The 14,531-nt window shown below is 69.5% G+C and carries 15 protein-coding genes; 6 read left to right on the top strand and 9 right to left on the bottom strand.

Annotated elements, in window-relative coordinates; genetic code table 11:
* Nucleotides 1–33: 33 nt before the first annotated feature.
* Complete coding sequence (locus tag ACYBYQ_RS09590; protein WP_459618514.1) at nucleotides 34–408, top strand: DUF423 domain-containing protein; 375 nt, start codon at nucleotides 34–36, stop codon at nucleotides 406–408.
* Nucleotides 405–1,307: a DMT family transporter gene (locus tag ACYBYQ_RS09585; protein WP_459618513.1), complete on the top strand. Its 903-nt coding sequence runs from the start codon at nucleotides 405–407 to the stop codon at nucleotides 1,305–1,307. Before ACYBYQ_RS09590 ends, ACYBYQ_RS09585 begins: the two co-directional genes overlap by 4 nt.
* A gap of 9 nt (nucleotides 1,308–1,316) precedes the next feature.
* On the opposite strand, the gene ACYBYQ_RS09580 is transcribed toward ACYBYQ_RS09585, so the two are convergent.
* Together ACYBYQ_RS09580 and ACYBYQ_RS09575 are read right to left on the bottom strand one after the other, a co-directional pair.
* Nucleotides 1,317–1,961, bottom strand: coding sequence for a glutathione S-transferase family protein (locus tag ACYBYQ_RS09580; RefSeq protein ID WP_459618512.1), 645 nt, complete (start codon nucleotides 1,959–1,961; stop codon nucleotides 1,317–1,319).
* A 70-nt stretch (nucleotides 1,962–2,031) separates the two neighbouring features.
* Nucleotides 2,032–3,177: a PQQ-dependent sugar dehydrogenase gene (locus ACYBYQ_RS09575; RefSeq protein ID WP_459618511.1), complete on the bottom strand. Its 1,146-nt coding sequence runs from the start codon at nucleotides 3,175–3,177 to the stop codon at nucleotides 2,032–2,034.
* A gap of 118 nt (nucleotides 3,178–3,295) precedes the next feature.
* Between ACYBYQ_RS09575 and ACYBYQ_RS09570 the strand changes: the two genes are divergently transcribed.
* The 3 genes from ACYBYQ_RS09570 (at nucleotide 3,296) to ACYBYQ_RS09560 (ending at nucleotide 6,527) form a co-directional block, all read left to right on the top strand.
* A complete protein-coding gene (locus tag ACYBYQ_RS09570) occupies nucleotides 3,296–3,913 on the top strand; it encodes a glutathione S-transferase family protein (protein WP_459618510.1) in 618 nt (205 codons plus the stop codon).
* A gap of 155 nt (nucleotides 3,914–4,068) precedes the next feature.
* Complete coding sequence (locus tag ACYBYQ_RS09565; RefSeq protein WP_459618509.1) at nucleotides 4,069–5,049, top strand: Bug family tripartite tricarboxylate transporter substrate binding protein; 981 nt, start codon at nucleotides 4,069–4,071, stop codon at nucleotides 5,047–5,049.
* 20 nt (nucleotides 5,050–5,069) lie between these two features.
* Complete coding sequence (locus ACYBYQ_RS09560) at nucleotides 5,070–6,527, top strand: N-acyl-D-amino-acid deacylase family protein (RefSeq protein ID WP_459618508.1); 1,458 nt, start codon at nucleotides 5,070–5,072, stop codon at nucleotides 6,525–6,527.
* A 13-nt stretch (nucleotides 6,528–6,540) separates the two neighbouring features.
* On the opposite strand, the gene ACYBYQ_RS09555 is transcribed toward ACYBYQ_RS09560, so the two are convergent.
* The 7 genes from ACYBYQ_RS09555 to proC form a co-directional block, all read right to left on the bottom strand.
* Nucleotides 6,541–7,242: an ABC transporter ATP-binding protein gene (locus tag ACYBYQ_RS09555; protein WP_459618742.1), complete on the bottom strand. Its 702-nt coding sequence runs from the start codon at nucleotides 7,240–7,242 to the stop codon at nucleotides 6,541–6,543.
* On the bottom strand, nucleotides 7,242–8,009 hold the full coding sequence (gene livG, locus ACYBYQ_RS09550; protein WP_459618507.1) for a high-affinity branched-chain amino acid ABC transporter ATP-binding protein LivG: 768 nt from the start codon (nucleotides 8,007–8,009) through the stop codon (nucleotides 7,242–7,244). The genes ACYBYQ_RS09555 and livG overlap by 1 nt, the downstream gene beginning before the upstream one ends.
* The gene (locus tag ACYBYQ_RS09545) at nucleotides 8,006–9,241 is read right to left on the bottom strand and encodes a high-affinity branched-chain amino acid ABC transporter permease LivM (protein WP_459618506.1); all 1,236 of its coding nucleotides are present in this window, start codon (nucleotides 9,239–9,241) and stop codon (nucleotides 8,006–8,008) included. The genes livG and ACYBYQ_RS09545 overlap by 4 nt, the downstream gene beginning before the upstream one ends.
* The gene (livH, locus tag ACYBYQ_RS09540) at nucleotides 9,241–10,167 is read right to left on the bottom strand and encodes a high-affinity branched-chain amino acid ABC transporter permease LivH (protein ID WP_459618505.1); all 927 of its coding nucleotides are present in this window, start codon (nucleotides 10,165–10,167) and stop codon (nucleotides 9,241–9,243) included. The genes ACYBYQ_RS09545 and livH overlap by 1 nt, the downstream gene beginning before the upstream one ends.
* A gap of 108 nt (nucleotides 10,168–10,275) precedes the next feature.
* Nucleotides 10,276–11,391 carry a high-affinity branched-chain amino acid ABC transporter substrate-binding protein gene (locus ACYBYQ_RS09535; protein ID WP_459618504.1) on the bottom strand — a complete coding sequence of 372 codons (1,116 nt, stop codon included), beginning with the start codon at nucleotides 11,389–11,391 and terminating at the stop codon, nucleotides 10,276–10,278.
* A gap of 213 nt (nucleotides 11,392–11,604) precedes the next feature.
* A complete protein-coding gene (locus tag ACYBYQ_RS09530) occupies nucleotides 11,605–12,171 on the bottom strand; it encodes a VUT family protein (RefSeq protein WP_459618503.1) in 567 nt (188 codons plus the stop codon).
* Nucleotides 12,168–13,001: a pyrroline-5-carboxylate reductase gene (proC, locus tag ACYBYQ_RS09525; RefSeq protein WP_459618502.1), complete on the bottom strand. Its 834-nt coding sequence runs from the start codon at nucleotides 12,999–13,001 to the stop codon at nucleotides 12,168–12,170. The genes ACYBYQ_RS09530 and proC overlap by 4 nt, the downstream gene beginning before the upstream one ends.
* Nucleotides 13,002–13,180: 179 nt before the next feature.
* On the opposite strand from proC, the gene ugpB reads away from it, so the two are divergent.
* Nucleotides 13,181–14,494, top strand: a complete 1,314-nt coding sequence (gene ugpB, locus ACYBYQ_RS09520; protein ID WP_459618501.1) for a sn-glycerol-3-phosphate ABC transporter substrate-binding protein UgpB — start codon at nucleotides 13,181–13,183, stop codon at nucleotides 14,492–14,494.
* Nucleotides 14,495–14,531: the final 37 nt, after the last annotated feature.

The following is a 14,531-nucleotide window of genomic DNA, read 5'->3' as shown; positions in this document are numbered from 1 at the left end:
GGCGTCTTTCCGCCGCACACCGAGGACCCCGCCATGACCGACCGCCAGCTCACCGTGCTCGCCGCCCTCAACATGCTCGTCGCCGTCGGCGCCGGCGCCTTCGGGGCCCACGGCCTGAAGCGCATGATCACGGCGGAGATGCTGTCCGTCTGGCAGACCGGCGTGCTCTACCACCTGGTGCATGGGCTGGGCCTCTTCGTGGTGGCGCTGCTGGGCGCGCGCTGGGGCTCGCCGCTGCTGTCGGCCGCGGGCGCCGTCATGTTCGCCGGCATCGTGCTGTTCTGCGGCAGCCTGTATCTGCTCGCGCTCACCGGCACGCGCATCCTCGGCGCGGTCACGCCGCTGGGCGGCGTCGCCTTCCTGGCCGCCTGGGCCATGATCGCCTGGGCCGCCTACCGCGCAGCATGACGCCCTCCGGCAGCACCTCTTCCGGCTCCACGCCGCTGGCGGGCATCGCCTGCGTGTCGGCCGGCATCCTGTTCCTCACCCTCAGCGATGCATTGGCCAAGTGGGTCGGCCAGCACTACAGCGCGATACAGGTGCTGTTCCTGCGCGCCGCCATCGCCCTGCCCGTGGTGTTCGTGGTGGTCACCCTGCTGGGCGGCCGCCGCGCGCTGCGCACGCGCCACCCCGGGCTGCACCTGCTGCGCGGCGCCATCAACATCGTCTCGGCTTCCTGCTTCTACCTGGGCCTGCAGGCGCTGCCGCTGGCCGAAGCCACCGCCATCGCCTTCGCCGCGCCGCTGTTCGTCACCGCGCTGTCGGTGCTGGTGCTGAAGGAGCGCGTGGACGGCGCGCGCTGGCTCGCCGTGGGCGCGGGCTTCGCCGGCGTGCTGGTGATCGTGCGCCCCGGCGCGGCCAGCTTCCAGGCGGCCGCCCTCTACCCGCTGGCCACGGCGGTGCTGTATGCCGTGATGATGCTCACCGCGCGCGCCATCGGCCGGGCCGAGAGCATGCTCACCACCATGTTCTACATCGTGGCCGGCCAGCTGGTCTGCAGCGCGGTGGCCGTGCCCGCGTTCTGGACGCCGCCGCAGTGGTCGGACCTGCCTTATTTCGCGGGCATCGCGCTCTTCAGCACGCTGGGGCTCACGCTGATCACCCAGGGCTTTCGCATCGGGCCGGCCTCGGTGGTGGCCCCGTTCGACTACACCGGGCTGCTGTGGGCCTCGCTGCTGGGCTGGCTGGTGTGGCGCGAGGCGCCGGACCTGCACGACTGCCTCGGCGCGGTGTTCATCGCCGGCAGCGGCCTGTATATCGCGTGGCGCGAATCGCGGCCCGCGACGAAACGCCGCCCCCGGCGCTGAACCCGCGGCCTACGCCGGCGGCGCATCGAAGTGCCGCGCCAGCACGGCCGCCACGCGGGGATCCCGCGCCGCCGCCGCGGCCGCGGCCACCAGCCGCGGGCAGGATTCGGCAAACCAGGCGGCGCCGGGCCGCCAGCGCGTCATCACGGCCGCATACAGGTCCAGCGCGCTGAAGCGGCTGCCCAGCACGTAGGGCGCGCCGACCTGCGCCTCGAACTCGCGCCACAGCGCCGCGCGCCGGGCCAGCACGCGATCGCCCAGGCATTGCGCCGCTTCGCCCTCCAGCGTCCAGTCGGACGGCTGGTCGGCATAGGTGAAGGTGGGGTAGATGGCAGCCACCAGGCGCACCAGCAGGTTCAGGAAGCGCGGGCGCTCCGGATCGTCGCGCATCGGCGCCAGCCCGCTCTGCGGCGCCACGTCGTGCAGGTGCAGCAGCATGGCCGCGCTCTCGGTGAGCACCGTGCCGTCGGGCAGCACCAGCGTCGGCACCTGCCCGGTGACGTTCAGCGCCAGCAGGCGATCGCGCCCCTCGCCCGGCTGGCGGTACGGGAGGTCCGTGAGCGTGTAGGGCCGGCCGGTGAGCATCAGGGCCATCTCGACGATGGCCGATCCGCAGCCCCGCGATCCGATCAATTCATAAGCGGCTTGCTGCATGGCAGTCTCCTCCGGCTCCTGGCCGGCTGTTGCGACACGAGGCCGCGTTCATGTGCCGGCGAGGCGGCGCTCAGCTGCCGGGCGTCACGCGCAGCAGCGCGCCCTCGCCGGAATCCGTGAGGATGTAGAGCTGGCCGTCGGGCGATTGCCGCACGTCGCGGATGCGCGCGCCCAGGTCGCCCAACAGGCGTTCCTCGGCCACCACTTTCGCGCCGTCGAGCTGCAGCCGGATCAGTTGCTGGCTCGCCAGGGCCCCGATGAACAGCGACCCGCGCCATTGCGGATGGCGGTCGGCCTGGTAGAACGCCATGCCGCTCACGGCGGGCGACCGCTTCCACCAATACACCGGCTCCTCCCCGCCTTCCAGGGTCTCGCCGCGCGCCTCGGGTATGGGCAGGCCGGAATAGTTCACGCCATGCGTGGCCAGCGGCCAGCCGTAGTTGCCGCCGCGCCGCACGATGTTCACTTCATCGCCGCCGCGCGCGCCGTGCTCGTGCTCCCACAGCTGGCCGTCGGCCGGGTTCACCGCCATGCCCTGGGCATTGCGGTGACCGTACGACCAGATCTCGGGCCGCGCGCCCGCCTTGCCCACGAAAGGATTGTCGCGCGGCACCGAACCGTCGGGATTCAGGCGCACGATCTTGCCCTGCAGCTTGTCGAGATCCTGCGCCGTGGGGCGGCGGTTGTTCTCGCCCAGCGTGGCATACAGGTAGCCCTCGTGGAACACCAGGCGCGAACCGTAGTGCTGCCCGCTGGAGAGCTTGGGTTCCTGGCGGAACAGCACCTGGAAATCTTCGAGCCGCGACGCATCGTCCGACAGCCGCCCGCGCCCGATGGCCGTGCCGCTGGACGAGCGCTCGCGCTCGGCATACGAGAGATACACCAGGCGATCCCTGGCGAAGTCCGGCGAGAGGGCCACGTCGAGCAGCCCGCCCTGCCCCTCGGCCGCCACTTCCGGCACGCCGCCCAACGGCTCGGACAGGCGGCCCTGCGCATCCAGGCGCCGCAGGCGGCCCGGCCTTTCGGTGATCAGCATGGAGCCGTCGGGCAGGAAGGCCAGGCCCCAGGGGTGCTCCAGCCCGCCCACCACCTCGGTGGCGCGCGCCTGCCCGGTGGAAGGCGTGAGCTGCCCATGCGCCAGCGGCGCGGCCAGGGCCAGGACAAAGGCAAGCAGCCGCGGCGCAACGCCGCGCATGAGCGAACCGGAACCCGACATCGATGAACTCCCCGCGACACGTTGATGCATGGCGTGAAAGCCCCAGCCCGGCGCAGGCCGGCGTACCATATCGGCCGGGACGCCCGTGCCGTCCCGCAACCGCTGGAGGCCATCCTCGATGAAACTGTACTACATGCCTGGCGCATGCTCGCTCGCCGCCCACATCGTGCTCGAATGGATCGGGCAGCCCTACGAAACCCAGAAGCTCTCGCGCGAAGAGCTCAAGCAGCCGGCCTTCCTGGCGATCAACCCGCTGGGCGCCGTGCCGGCCCTCGACGACGGCGGCTGGACCATCACGCAGAACGCCGCCATCCTCGAATACCTGGCCGAGCAGGCCCCGGGCAAGCAGCTCCTGGGCGACGGCACCGCCCGCTCGCGCGCGGAAGTCCGCCGCTGGCTGGGCTTCGTCAATGCCGAGGTGCACAAGACCTTCTCGCTTCTGTTCGGCGCGCCGCGCTACGTGGAAGACGAAGCAGCCCAGCAGGCGCTGCGCGCCTCCGCCGCGAAGATGCTGCGCGGCTACTACGCCCTGGCCGACGCCCATTTCGCGGGCCGCGACTACATCGCGGGCGCCCTGCCCTCCGTGGCCGACGCCTACCTGTACGTCACCCTGCGCTGGGCCCATGCCAAGGAGATCGACCTCCAGGGCCTGGACAACCTGGCGCGCTTCTACGACCGCATGCGCGCGGACCCCGCCGTGCTGCGCGCGCTCGAGGCCGAAGGGCTGGCCCCCTGAACCGGCGCCGCCGCTGCCGGGCGCCGCGGATGCCCGGCAGCGGCGGCCCGCACGGCGCTTAACCGCGGATTATAGGAAGGCCACATTTTTCGATAAGGCATGCGCAGGCCTCGATGCTAACCTCCCCTGCACCACAAGACATCAAGGGGAACACCATGCATCGCAGACACGTACTCGGCCTCGCAGCCGCCATGCTGGGCACGGCGCTGGCCATGCCGGCCCTGGCCCAGTCCGGCTGGCCGGCCAGGCCCATCACGTTCGTCGTTCCTTCCGCCGCCGGCGGTTCGCCCGACGTGCTGTCGCGGCTCGTCACCGCGCAGCTCGCGAAGGAACTGGGCGTTTCGGTCGTGGTCGAGAACCGGCCCGGGGCCGCGGGCAACATCGGCATCACCGCCATCCAGCGCGCCCAGCCCGACGGCCATACCGTGGGCTACGGCAACATCAACACCCTGGCGGTGAACCGTTCGCTGTTCAAGTCCCTGCCCTACGACATGGACCGCGACCTGGAACCGGTGGCGCCGCTGTTCAACCTGTACAACGTGCTGATCGTGCCGGCCGGCTCGCCCGACCGCAGCATGCAGGACCTGATCGAGCGCGCCCGCAGGAACCCCGGCAAGCTGTCGTACGGCGCTTCCGGCATCGGCACCACCGGCCACATGGGCGGCGAGCTGTTCAAGACGATGGCCAAGGTCGACATCCCGTTCATCCCCTACAACGGCGGCCCCGCCGCCATCCAGGACCTCCTCGGCGGCCGGCTGGACTTCGTCTTCTCCAATTCGTCGGAGGCGGTGCCGCTCATCAAGGCCGGCAAGGTGCGCCCGCTCGGCGTCAGCAGCCTGAAGCGGCTCGACATCCTGCCCGACGTGCCCACGCTCGACGAGCTGGGCCTGAAAGGCTACGAAACCATAGCGTGGGGCGGCGTGGTGGCGCCCAAGGGCGTGCCGCCCGCCACGGTGGAGCAGCTCAATGCCGCCGTGCAGAAGGCGTTGCAGGATCCCAAGGTGCGCGAGGGCCTGGCTGCGCTGGGCGCCGAGCCCTCGGTGGGCTCCGCCGCCGACTTCAAGGCCCTGATCGACAGCGAAACCCTCAAATGGCGCAACATCATCGAGACGGCGCGCATCGAGAAACTGGACTGAACCCGCGTCCCGAGGCATCCATGCAGGCAGACTTCGTCATCACCGACGCCCTGGTCATCGACGGCTCCGGGGCCCCGCCGTTCCGCGCCAACGTCGCAATATCGGGAGACCGCATCGCCGCGGTCGGCCCCGAGGCCGCCCCTGCGGGCGTGCCGGCGATACCCGCCGCAGGGCGCGTGGTGGCCCCGGGCTTCATCGATTCGCACACGCACGACGACGGCTACCTGCTGGCCCATGGCGACATGACGCCCAAGGTCTCGCAGGGCGTCACCACCGTCGTCACCGGCAACTGCGGCATCAGCCTCGCGCCGCTGGTGGGCAAGGCCCCGCCGCAGCCGCTGGACCTGCTCGGGCCGGCCGAGCTCTTCCGCTACGACTCCTTCGCGGCCTGGCTGGACGCACTGCGCCGGCAGCCCGCGGCGGTCAACGTGGTTCCGCTCGTGGGCCATACCACGCTGCGCGTGGCCACCATGGCGGACACCTCCCGGCCCGCCACGCCGGACGAGCGCGCGGCGATGCGCGCGCACCTGCAGCAGGCCCTGGACGCCGGGGCATTCGGCGTCTCCACCGGCACCTTCTATCCGCCGGCCGCGGCGGCCCCCACCGACGAGATCATCGACGTCTGCCAGCCCCTGGCAGGCCGTGGCGGCATCTATGCCACGCATCTGCGCGACGAAGGCGACCACATCGTCCCGGCCATGGAAGAGGCGCTGGAGATCGGCCGCGCGCTGGACTGCCGCGTGGTGTTCTCGCACCACAAGCTGGCCGGCGAGCGCAACCACGGGCGCTCGCGCGAAACGCTCGACATGATCTCGCGCGCCGCCCTCAGCCAGCCCGTCTGCCTGGACTGCCATCCCTACCCGGCCACCTCCACCATGCTGCGGCTGGATCGCGTGCGCCTGGCCCGCCGCACCATGGTGACGTGGTCGAAGAGCCATCCGGCGGCCCAGGGCCGCGACTTCTCCGACCTGATGCAGGAGTTCGGCCTGGACGACGTCCAGACCCTCGAGCGGCTCTCGCCCGCGGGCGCCATCTACTTCCTGATGTCGCAGGACGACGTCGACCGCATCATGCGCCACCCGCTCGCCATGGTGGGGTCCGACGGGCTGCCCTTCGACCCTCATCCCCATCCGCGCCAATGGGGCACCTTCACGCGCGTGCTGCGCGAGATGGTGCGGGAGCAGCGGCAGCTCACGCTCGAGCAGGCCATCCACAAGATGACCGGCCTGGCCGCCCGCCAGTACGGCCTGCCCGAGCGCGGCCTGGTACGCGCCGGCCACTACGCCGACCTCGTCCTCATGGATTTCGAGCACCTCACCGACACCGCCACGTTCGCCGAGCCGATCCAGGCAAGCCGGGGCATCGACGCGGTATGGGTCAATGGCCAGCGCGTGTGGGACGGCGCCGCGGCGGGCACGCAGCGCCCGGGCAGGGTCCTGGCGCCACAGGCACGGGCGTCAGGCACCGGGGGCGCCTGACGCCCGTGCGGGCTCAGCCGCCCAGGTAGGCCTTGCGGACCTGGTCGTTGACGAGCAGGTTGGCGCCGGTGTCCTGCAGCACCACCCTGCCGTTCTCGAGCACGTAGCCGCGGTCGGCCACCTGCAGCGCCTTGTTGGCGTTCTGCTCCACCAGGAACACCGTGACGCCCTGCTCGCGGATGGTGCGGATGATGTCGAAGATCTGCGCGATGATCAGCGGCGCCAGGCCCAGCGTGGGCTCGTCGAGCAGCAGCAGGCGCGGCCGCGTCATGAGGGCGCGCCCGATGGCCAGCATCTGCTGCTCGCCGCCCGACATGGTGCCGGCACGCTGGCCGGCGCGCTCGCGCAGGCGCGGGAACAGGCCATACACGTGCTCCAGGCCCGCCTCGACCTCCTGCCGGGCCAGGAAGAACCCGCCCATCATAAGGTTCTCGGCCACGGTGAGGTCCTTGAACACGCGGCGCCCCTCCGGGGAGATGGCGATGCCGCTGCGTATGATGTGGTGGGTGTCCTTGCGGGTGATGTCCTCGCCCTCGAAGGTGATGCGGCCCTCGCGGGCGCGGGGGTTGCCGCACACCGTCATGAGCAGCGTGGTCTTGCCGGCGCCGTTGGCGCCGATCAGGGTGACGATCTCGCCCTGGTTGACCTCCACCGACACGCCGTTGAGCGCCTGGATGGCGCCGTAGTAGGTATGGATGTTTTCCAGCTTCAGCATCATTCCTCTCCCAGGTACGCCTTGATGACGCGTTCGTCGTTGCGTACCTGCTCGGGGGTGCCGGTGGTGATGGGCTTGCCGTGCTCCATCACGAGGATACGGTCGGAGATACCCATGATCAGGCTCATGTCGTGCTCGATGAGCAGCACCGCCACGCCGAACTCGCGGCGCAGCTGGTCGATCAGCGATTGCAGATCGCGCTTCTCCTGGGGGTTGAGGCCCGCGGCGGGCTCGTCCAGCATCAGCAGGCGCGGCTTGGTGATCATGCAGCGCGCGATCTCGAGCCGGCGCTGGTGGCCGTAGGCCAGGTTGCCGGCCTCGCGGTTGGCATACTGGCGCAGGCCCATGAAGTCCAGCCACTGCGCGGCGCGCGTAAGCGCCTCGGCCTCGGCCTGCCGGTACGACTTCAGCTTGAGCAGCCCGGGCAGCAGGCGCGACTCGACCTGCGTGTGCTGCGCCACCAGCAGGTTCTCGAGCACGGTGAGCTGCTTGAAGAGGCGCACGTTCTGGAAGGTGCGCACCAGCCCGTGCCGCGCCACCTTGTGGCTGGGCAGCCCGGTGATGGGCTTGCCGTCCATCACGATCTCGCCGGCCGTGGGCTTGTAGAAGCCGCCCACGCAGTTGAATACCGTGGTCTTGCCGGCGCCGTTGGGGCCGATGATGGCGAAGACCTCGTCGCGCCTGACCTCGAAGGCCACGCTGTCGACGGCCAGCAGGCCGCCGAAGCGCATGGTGAGGCCGGATACTTTCAGCAGGGTCTCGCTCATTGGCCCAACTCCACGTGCGGGCGCTTCATGGGCAGCAGGCCCTGGGGCCGCCACATCATCATCAACACCATGACCAGGCCGAAGATCAGCATGCGGTATTCGGCGAACTCGCGCGCCACCTCGGGCAGCACGGTGAGCAGGATGGCCGCGAGGATCACCCCCACCTGCGAGCCCATGCCGCCCAGCACCACGATGGCGAGGATCAGGGCCGACTCGATGAAGGTGAAGGACTCGGGGTTGACCATGCCCTGGCGCGCGGCGAAGAAGGCGCCGCCGAAGCCGGCGAACATGGCGCCCAGCGTGAAGGCCGACAGCTTGATGCGCGTGGGGTTGAGCCCCAGCGAACGGCAGGCGATCTCGTCTTCGCGCAGCGCTTCCCAGGCGCGGCCCACCGGCATGCGGATCAGCCGGGTGGAAACCAGCAGCGTCACCAGCGCCAGCACCAGCGCCATGAGATACAGGTACACCACCATGTGCTGGTTGTTGAACGTGAGCCCCATGATGTCGTGGAAGGTGCGTCCGCCCTCCTCGCTGGCGCGGCGCGCCATTTCCATGCCCAGCACCGTGGGCTTGGGGATGCCCGAGATGCCGTCGGGGCCGCCGGTGAGCGTGTTCAGGTTGATCAGCAGCAGGCGGATGATCTCGCCGAACCCCAGCGTGACGATGGCGAGGTAGTCGCCGCGCAGGCGCAGCACCGGAAAGCCCAGCACGAAACCGAACAGCGCGGCCATGGCGCCGGAGAACGGCAGCGCCTCCCAGAAGCTCCAGCCGCCCCAGTGGTAGAGCAGCGCATAGGTATAGGCGCCCACGGCGTAGAAGCCCACGAAGCCCAGGTCGAGCAGGCCCGCGAAGCCCACCACGATGTTCAGGCCCAGGCCCAGCATCACGTAGATCAGCACCAGCGTGGCGATGTCGACCGAGCTGCGCCCGGCGAAGAACGGCCAGGCCACGGCCGCCAGCACCACCAGCGCCACCAGCCACTTGCGGCCGCGCGTGGGGGCCGCCGGCAGCGTGGGCAGGCCGGTTTTCAGCGCCAGGAACGGCTTGGCGATCCAGGGGCGCAGCAGCTGGAACACGAACACCGCCGCGCAGGCGATGGCGACGAGGTCCCAGCGGGGCTCGAGCAGGGTTTGCGCGCCTTGGCGTTCGAGATGCAGGCCGAACACGGGCGCGACGATGATGGCGGTGAGCACGGCCGCCACCGCTGCATTGCGTAGCGAGTTGTTGGCCATCAGACTTTTTCCACTTCAGGTTTGCCGAGCAGCCCGGTGGGCCGAAACAGCAGGATCAGCACCAGCAGGCCGAACGCCACGATGTCCTTGTACTGCGAGGAGATGTAGGCTGCGGCGAACGTCTCGGCCAGGCCCAGCAGCACGCCGCCCAGCATGGCGCCGGGGATGCTGCCGATGCCGCCCAGCACGGCCGCGGTGAAGGCCTTGATGCCGGCGATGAAGCCGATGAACGGATTGAGCTTGCCGATGGTGATGGCGATGAGCACCCCGCCCACCGCGGCCAGCATGGCGCCCAGCACGAAGGTGAAGGAGATCACCCGGTTCGTGTCGATGCCCAGCAGGTTGGCCATGTGCATGTCCTGCGAGCAGGCGCGCGAGGCGCGGCCCATGCGCGAATACTTGATGAACAGCGTGAGCGCGATCATCAGGGCCACCGTGACGGCGATGATGACGATGCGCGAATACGGCACCACCACGTCGAAGTCGCCGCCCATGTGGAACTGCACCGTGCCCGGGAGGATGGCCGGCACCGCCATGTCGCGGGCGCCCTGGCCCAGGGCCATCCAGTTCTGCAGGAAGATCGACATGCCGATGGCGGAGATCAGCGCCACCAGGCGGGGGCTGCTGCGCACCGGCCGGTAGGCCACGCGCTCCACGCTGAAGCCGTATATGCCGGTGACCACGATGGCCACCACCAGCATCGCCGCCACCAGGAAAGGCAGGGGCAGGCCGCTGTCGGTGCCGAAGGCCGTGAGAGTGACCAGGCCGACGTAGGCGCCGATCATGTAGATTTCGCCGTGGGCGAAGTTGATCATGCCGATGATGCCGTAGACCATCGTGTAGCCGATGGCGATCAGGGCATAGATCGCACCCAGCGACAGCCCGTTGAAGAGCTGCTGGGTGAGTTGGGGTATGAGGTCTGACATAAGGGAAATGCTCCAAACGGATCCGGCCCCGGTCGCGAAGACCCGGAGCCGGAGACCTGGGCGTAAGCCGGGCGGCCAGCCGTGCCCGGCCGGCCACCACCAAGACGTTTACAGCTGGGTCTTGTTACCGTTCTTGTCCCACTTGTAGACCGCGAACTCGAAGTCCTTGAGGTCGCCCTTGGCATCGTACTCGACTTTGCCGATGGCGGTGTTGAAGCTCTTGGAGTGCAGGTAGTCGGCCACCTTGGCCGGATCCTCGCCCACGGCGTTGATGCCTTCGGCGATCAGCTGCACGGCGGCATAGGCCGGCATCTGGAACGCACCGTCGGGATTGCGCTTGGCGTCGGCGAAGGCCTTGACCACGCCCTCGTTGCCGGGCAGCTTGGTGAAGTCGGCCGGCAGCGTGACGAGCAGGCCGTCGATGGCCGGGCCGGCGATGGCGACCAGATCCTGGTTGGCCACGCCCTCGGGGCCCATGTACTGCACGTTCAGGCCCTGCTCGCGCGACTGGCGCAGCAGCAGGCCCAGCTCGGGGTGGTAGCCGCCGAAATAGACCAGGTCCACGCCGGCGCTCTTGAGCTTGGTGATCACCGCGGAGTAGTCGCTGTCGCCGACGTTGATGCCCTCGAACAGCACGACGTTGACCTTGTTCTTCTCCAGCGTGTCCTTGACCTGCGTGGCCACGCCCGAGCCGTAGGTCTGCTTGTCGTGCAGCACGGCCACCTTGCTGGGCTTGAGGGTGTTGGCGATGTAGCGGGCGGCGAACGGACCCTGCTGGTCGTCGCGGCCGATGGTGCGGAAGAAGAAGTGCGGCTTGGTGGTGTCGGTGACCAGCGGCGAGGTGGCGCCCGGGGTGATGGCCACGATGCCTTCCTGCTCGTACACGTTGACGGCCGGCACGGTGACGCCGGAGCAGGCGTGCGCCACGGCGAACTTGGCGCCCGCATTGACCACGCGGTTGGCGGCCGGAACCGCCTGCTTGGGCTCGCAGCCGTCGTCGATGAGGATGGGCTCGAGCTTCTTGCCCTTGACCCCGCCCTTGGCGTTGATGGTTTCGATGGCGGTGAGCGCGCCGGCCTGGATCTGGTCGCCGTACTGGGTGTTGGGGCCCGTCATGGGTTGGGGGATGCCGATCTTGATGGTGTCGGCGGCGTGGGCGGCGCCCGCCAGGGCCAGTGCGCCGAGCGCCAGGGCCAGCGGGGTAAAGCGTTGCGCGATCTTCATGCGGACTTCTCCAGCGATAGGTTCGACGGCTTTGCGCGTTCCGTAGCCGCCGCGGGTTGCGACAGCGCCCGGGGCGGGCATTGCCGGCTTCTTGGGCCAAACAGCTAATAGAGCGAAGTGCGCGGTATTCTCGGGGCAAGGCCCCACCCTGTCACTGGGTGGAATCCCCAATATTTTGAAAGCTTTTTGAAACCTGCGACGCAGCCGGGGCGTTCAGCGCGGCTGCGCCACCTCCTGGGGACGGGCCAGATTCCACATCAGCGCCCGGAACGGCACCAGCATCGTCACGTTGACGGCCAGCTTGACGGCCAGGTCGCCCAGCAGCCAGGTGAACCACGGCAGGCCCGTGCCGACGAAGGCCACGCCGAAGAACAGCCAGGTATCCAGCGTGGCGCCGGCCGTGCCCGACAGCAGCGGCGCGCGCCACCACGGCCCGTCGCGCAGGCGGTCGAAGACGCGGATGTCGAGCAGCTGCGCGCCCAGGTAGGCCAGGCCCGAGGCCAGCGCGATGCGCGGCGAGGCCACCCATACCGATACGGCCAGCGCCAGGGCGAAGCCGCACCAGGCCACGCGGCGGGCCGCCTGCGGGCCGAACCGCCGGTTCAGCACGTCGGTGACGAGGAAAGCCAGCGGGTACGAGAGCCCGCCCCAGGTGAGCCAGTCGTTCAGCGGCACCTGGACCAGGATGTTGGAACCCACCACCACCGCGCCCATGCACAGCACGGCCAGCGCGTACTGGCGCAGCGTCATGGGCGGGTAGCGATGCACGGCGGAAGTCATGCGCCGAACTCCTGCGCCAGTTCGCGCGAACGGCGCGCAGCGGCCTCCATGGCGCGGCGCACGATGTCCTGGAAGCCGGCCTGGCCGAACACGTCCAGCGCGGCGGCCGTGGTGCCGCCCTTGGAGGTGACGCGCTCGCGCAGCACCGCGGGCGGATCGTCGGACTGGGCCGCCAGCCGCGTGGCGCCGGCGAACGTGCCCAGCGCCAGCTGGCGCGCCTGGGCTTCGTCCAGCCCCACCGCCAGGCCGCCGGCGATCATGGCCTCGAGGAACAGGAACACATAGGCCGGGCCGCTGCCCGACAGCGCGGTCACCGCGTCCAGGGCGGCGTCGTCGGCCACCCAGACCACCTCGCCCACCGAGCGCAGCAGCTGTTCCGCCAGGGCGCGGTCGTCGGCCGTGACGGCCGGCAGCGCCGCCAGGCCCGTCACGCCGGCGCCCACCAGGGCCGGGGTGTTCGGCATGCAGCGCACCAGGCGCTGCCACGGCGCGCCCGGCTCGCCCAGCCAGCCGGCCAGCGTATCGGCGCGCAGGCCGGCGGCCACGCTGATCACCAGCGTGCCGGACTGCAGCCATTGCCGCGTGGCGGCCACCGCGTCGCGCATCTGCTGCGGCTTGACCGCGTAGATCCAGACCCGGCAGCCTGCCAGCGTGGCATCGCCCGCCCCGGCCACCGACATGCCGCGGGCGCGCCAGGCCTCGTGCGCGGCCGGGTTGACGTCGATGACGTGGATGCGGTCGGCCGGGCACACTTTGCCGGCCAGCCCGGAAGCCAGCGCCGCGGCCATGTTGCCGCCGCCGATGAAGGCGATAGAGAGCGAATTTTCCATAGCCGGGCATTGTAAACCGCCCCACCCGGGCAGCCCGTGCGCGGAAATCAGGGCCGGTCTTATTTGACACGCGCTCCAGCCGGTGCAAAAGTCACGACTTTGTCACAAACAATTCATAAGGTTCACGCTTTCGCGCCCCGTACCCGGAGCGCGGTCGCACCCAACGGAGGAACACCCCTATGCGCACCCCACGTCTGGCGCTGACCACCGCCGCCGTCCTGGCCGGCCTGGTCGCCATCCCGGCGCACGCCGCCACCGAAATCCAGTTCTGGCACTCCATGGAAGGCGCCCTGGGCGACCGCGTGAACGGCCTCGTCGAGGAGTTCAACAAGACGAACGCCGACTACCAGGTCAAGGCGGTCTACAAGGGCAACTACGGCGAATCCATGAACGCCGGCATCGCCGCGTTCCGCGCCGGCAACGCCCCCGACATCCTGCAGGTGTTCGAGGTCGGCACGGCCACCATGATGTACGCCAAGGGCGCGGTGAAGCCCGTGCAGCAGATGTCCGAAGAAGCCGGCGATCCGATCGATCCCAAGGAATTCATCGGCGCCGTGGCGGGCTACTACTCCTCGCCCGAGGGCAAGCTGGTTTCCATGCCCTTCAACAGCTCCACGGTGGTGTTCTACTACAACAAGGACGCCTTCAAGAAGGCCGGCCTGGACCCCGAGCAGCCCCCCAAGACCTGGGCCGAGCTGGCCGCCGCCGGCCAGAAGCTGAAGGCCGCCGGCCAGGAATGCGGCTACACCACCTCGTGGCCGTCGTGGGTGCAGCTTGAAACCTTCTCGGCCTGGCACAACGTGCCGTACGCCACCAAGGACAACGGCTTCGGCGGCCTCGACGCCCGCCTGGCCGTCAACACCGACCTGCACGTGCGCCACCTCGACAACCTGGCCAAGCTGGGCAAGGAAGGCATCTTCATGTACGGCGGCCGCGGCGACGAGCCCAACTCGCTCTTCATCAGTGGCAAGTGCGCGATGATCACCGGCTCCAGCGGCCTGCGCGCCAACATCGCCAAGAACGCCAAGTTCGAGTTCGGCACCTCCACCGTGCCCTACTACGACGATGTGCAGGGCGCCCCGCAGAACACCATCATCGGTGGCGCGTCGCTGTGGGTCTTCGCCAACAAGAAGCCCGAGGTCTACAAGGGCGTGACCAAGTTCTTCAAGTTCCTGGCCAGCCCCGAGATCGCCGCCCGCTGGCACCAGCAGACCGGCTACGTGCCCGTCACCAAGGCCGCCTACGAGCTCACCCAGAAGGAAGGCTTCTACGAGAAGAACCCCGGCACCGACGTGGGCGTGAAGCAGCTCAACGTCGAGACCACCGCGCAGTCGCGCGGCGTGCGCCTGGGCTACCTGCCGCAGATCCGCGAGATCGAGGATGCCGAGATCGAGCGCATCGTGTCGGGCAAGACCAGCGCCAAGGACGGCCTGGATGCCATCGTCAAGCGCGGCAACGAGCTGCTCGGCAAGTTCGAAAGCAGCGTAAAGTAAGCTGACGTCGTCGGCCGCAGCGGTGCGCTGCGGTCAT

The organism is Bordetella sp. 2513F2 (genome assembly GCF_054642735.1).
Note: the sequence above shows the minus strand (reverse complement) of the source record. Positions and strands in the feature narration are given on the sequence as shown.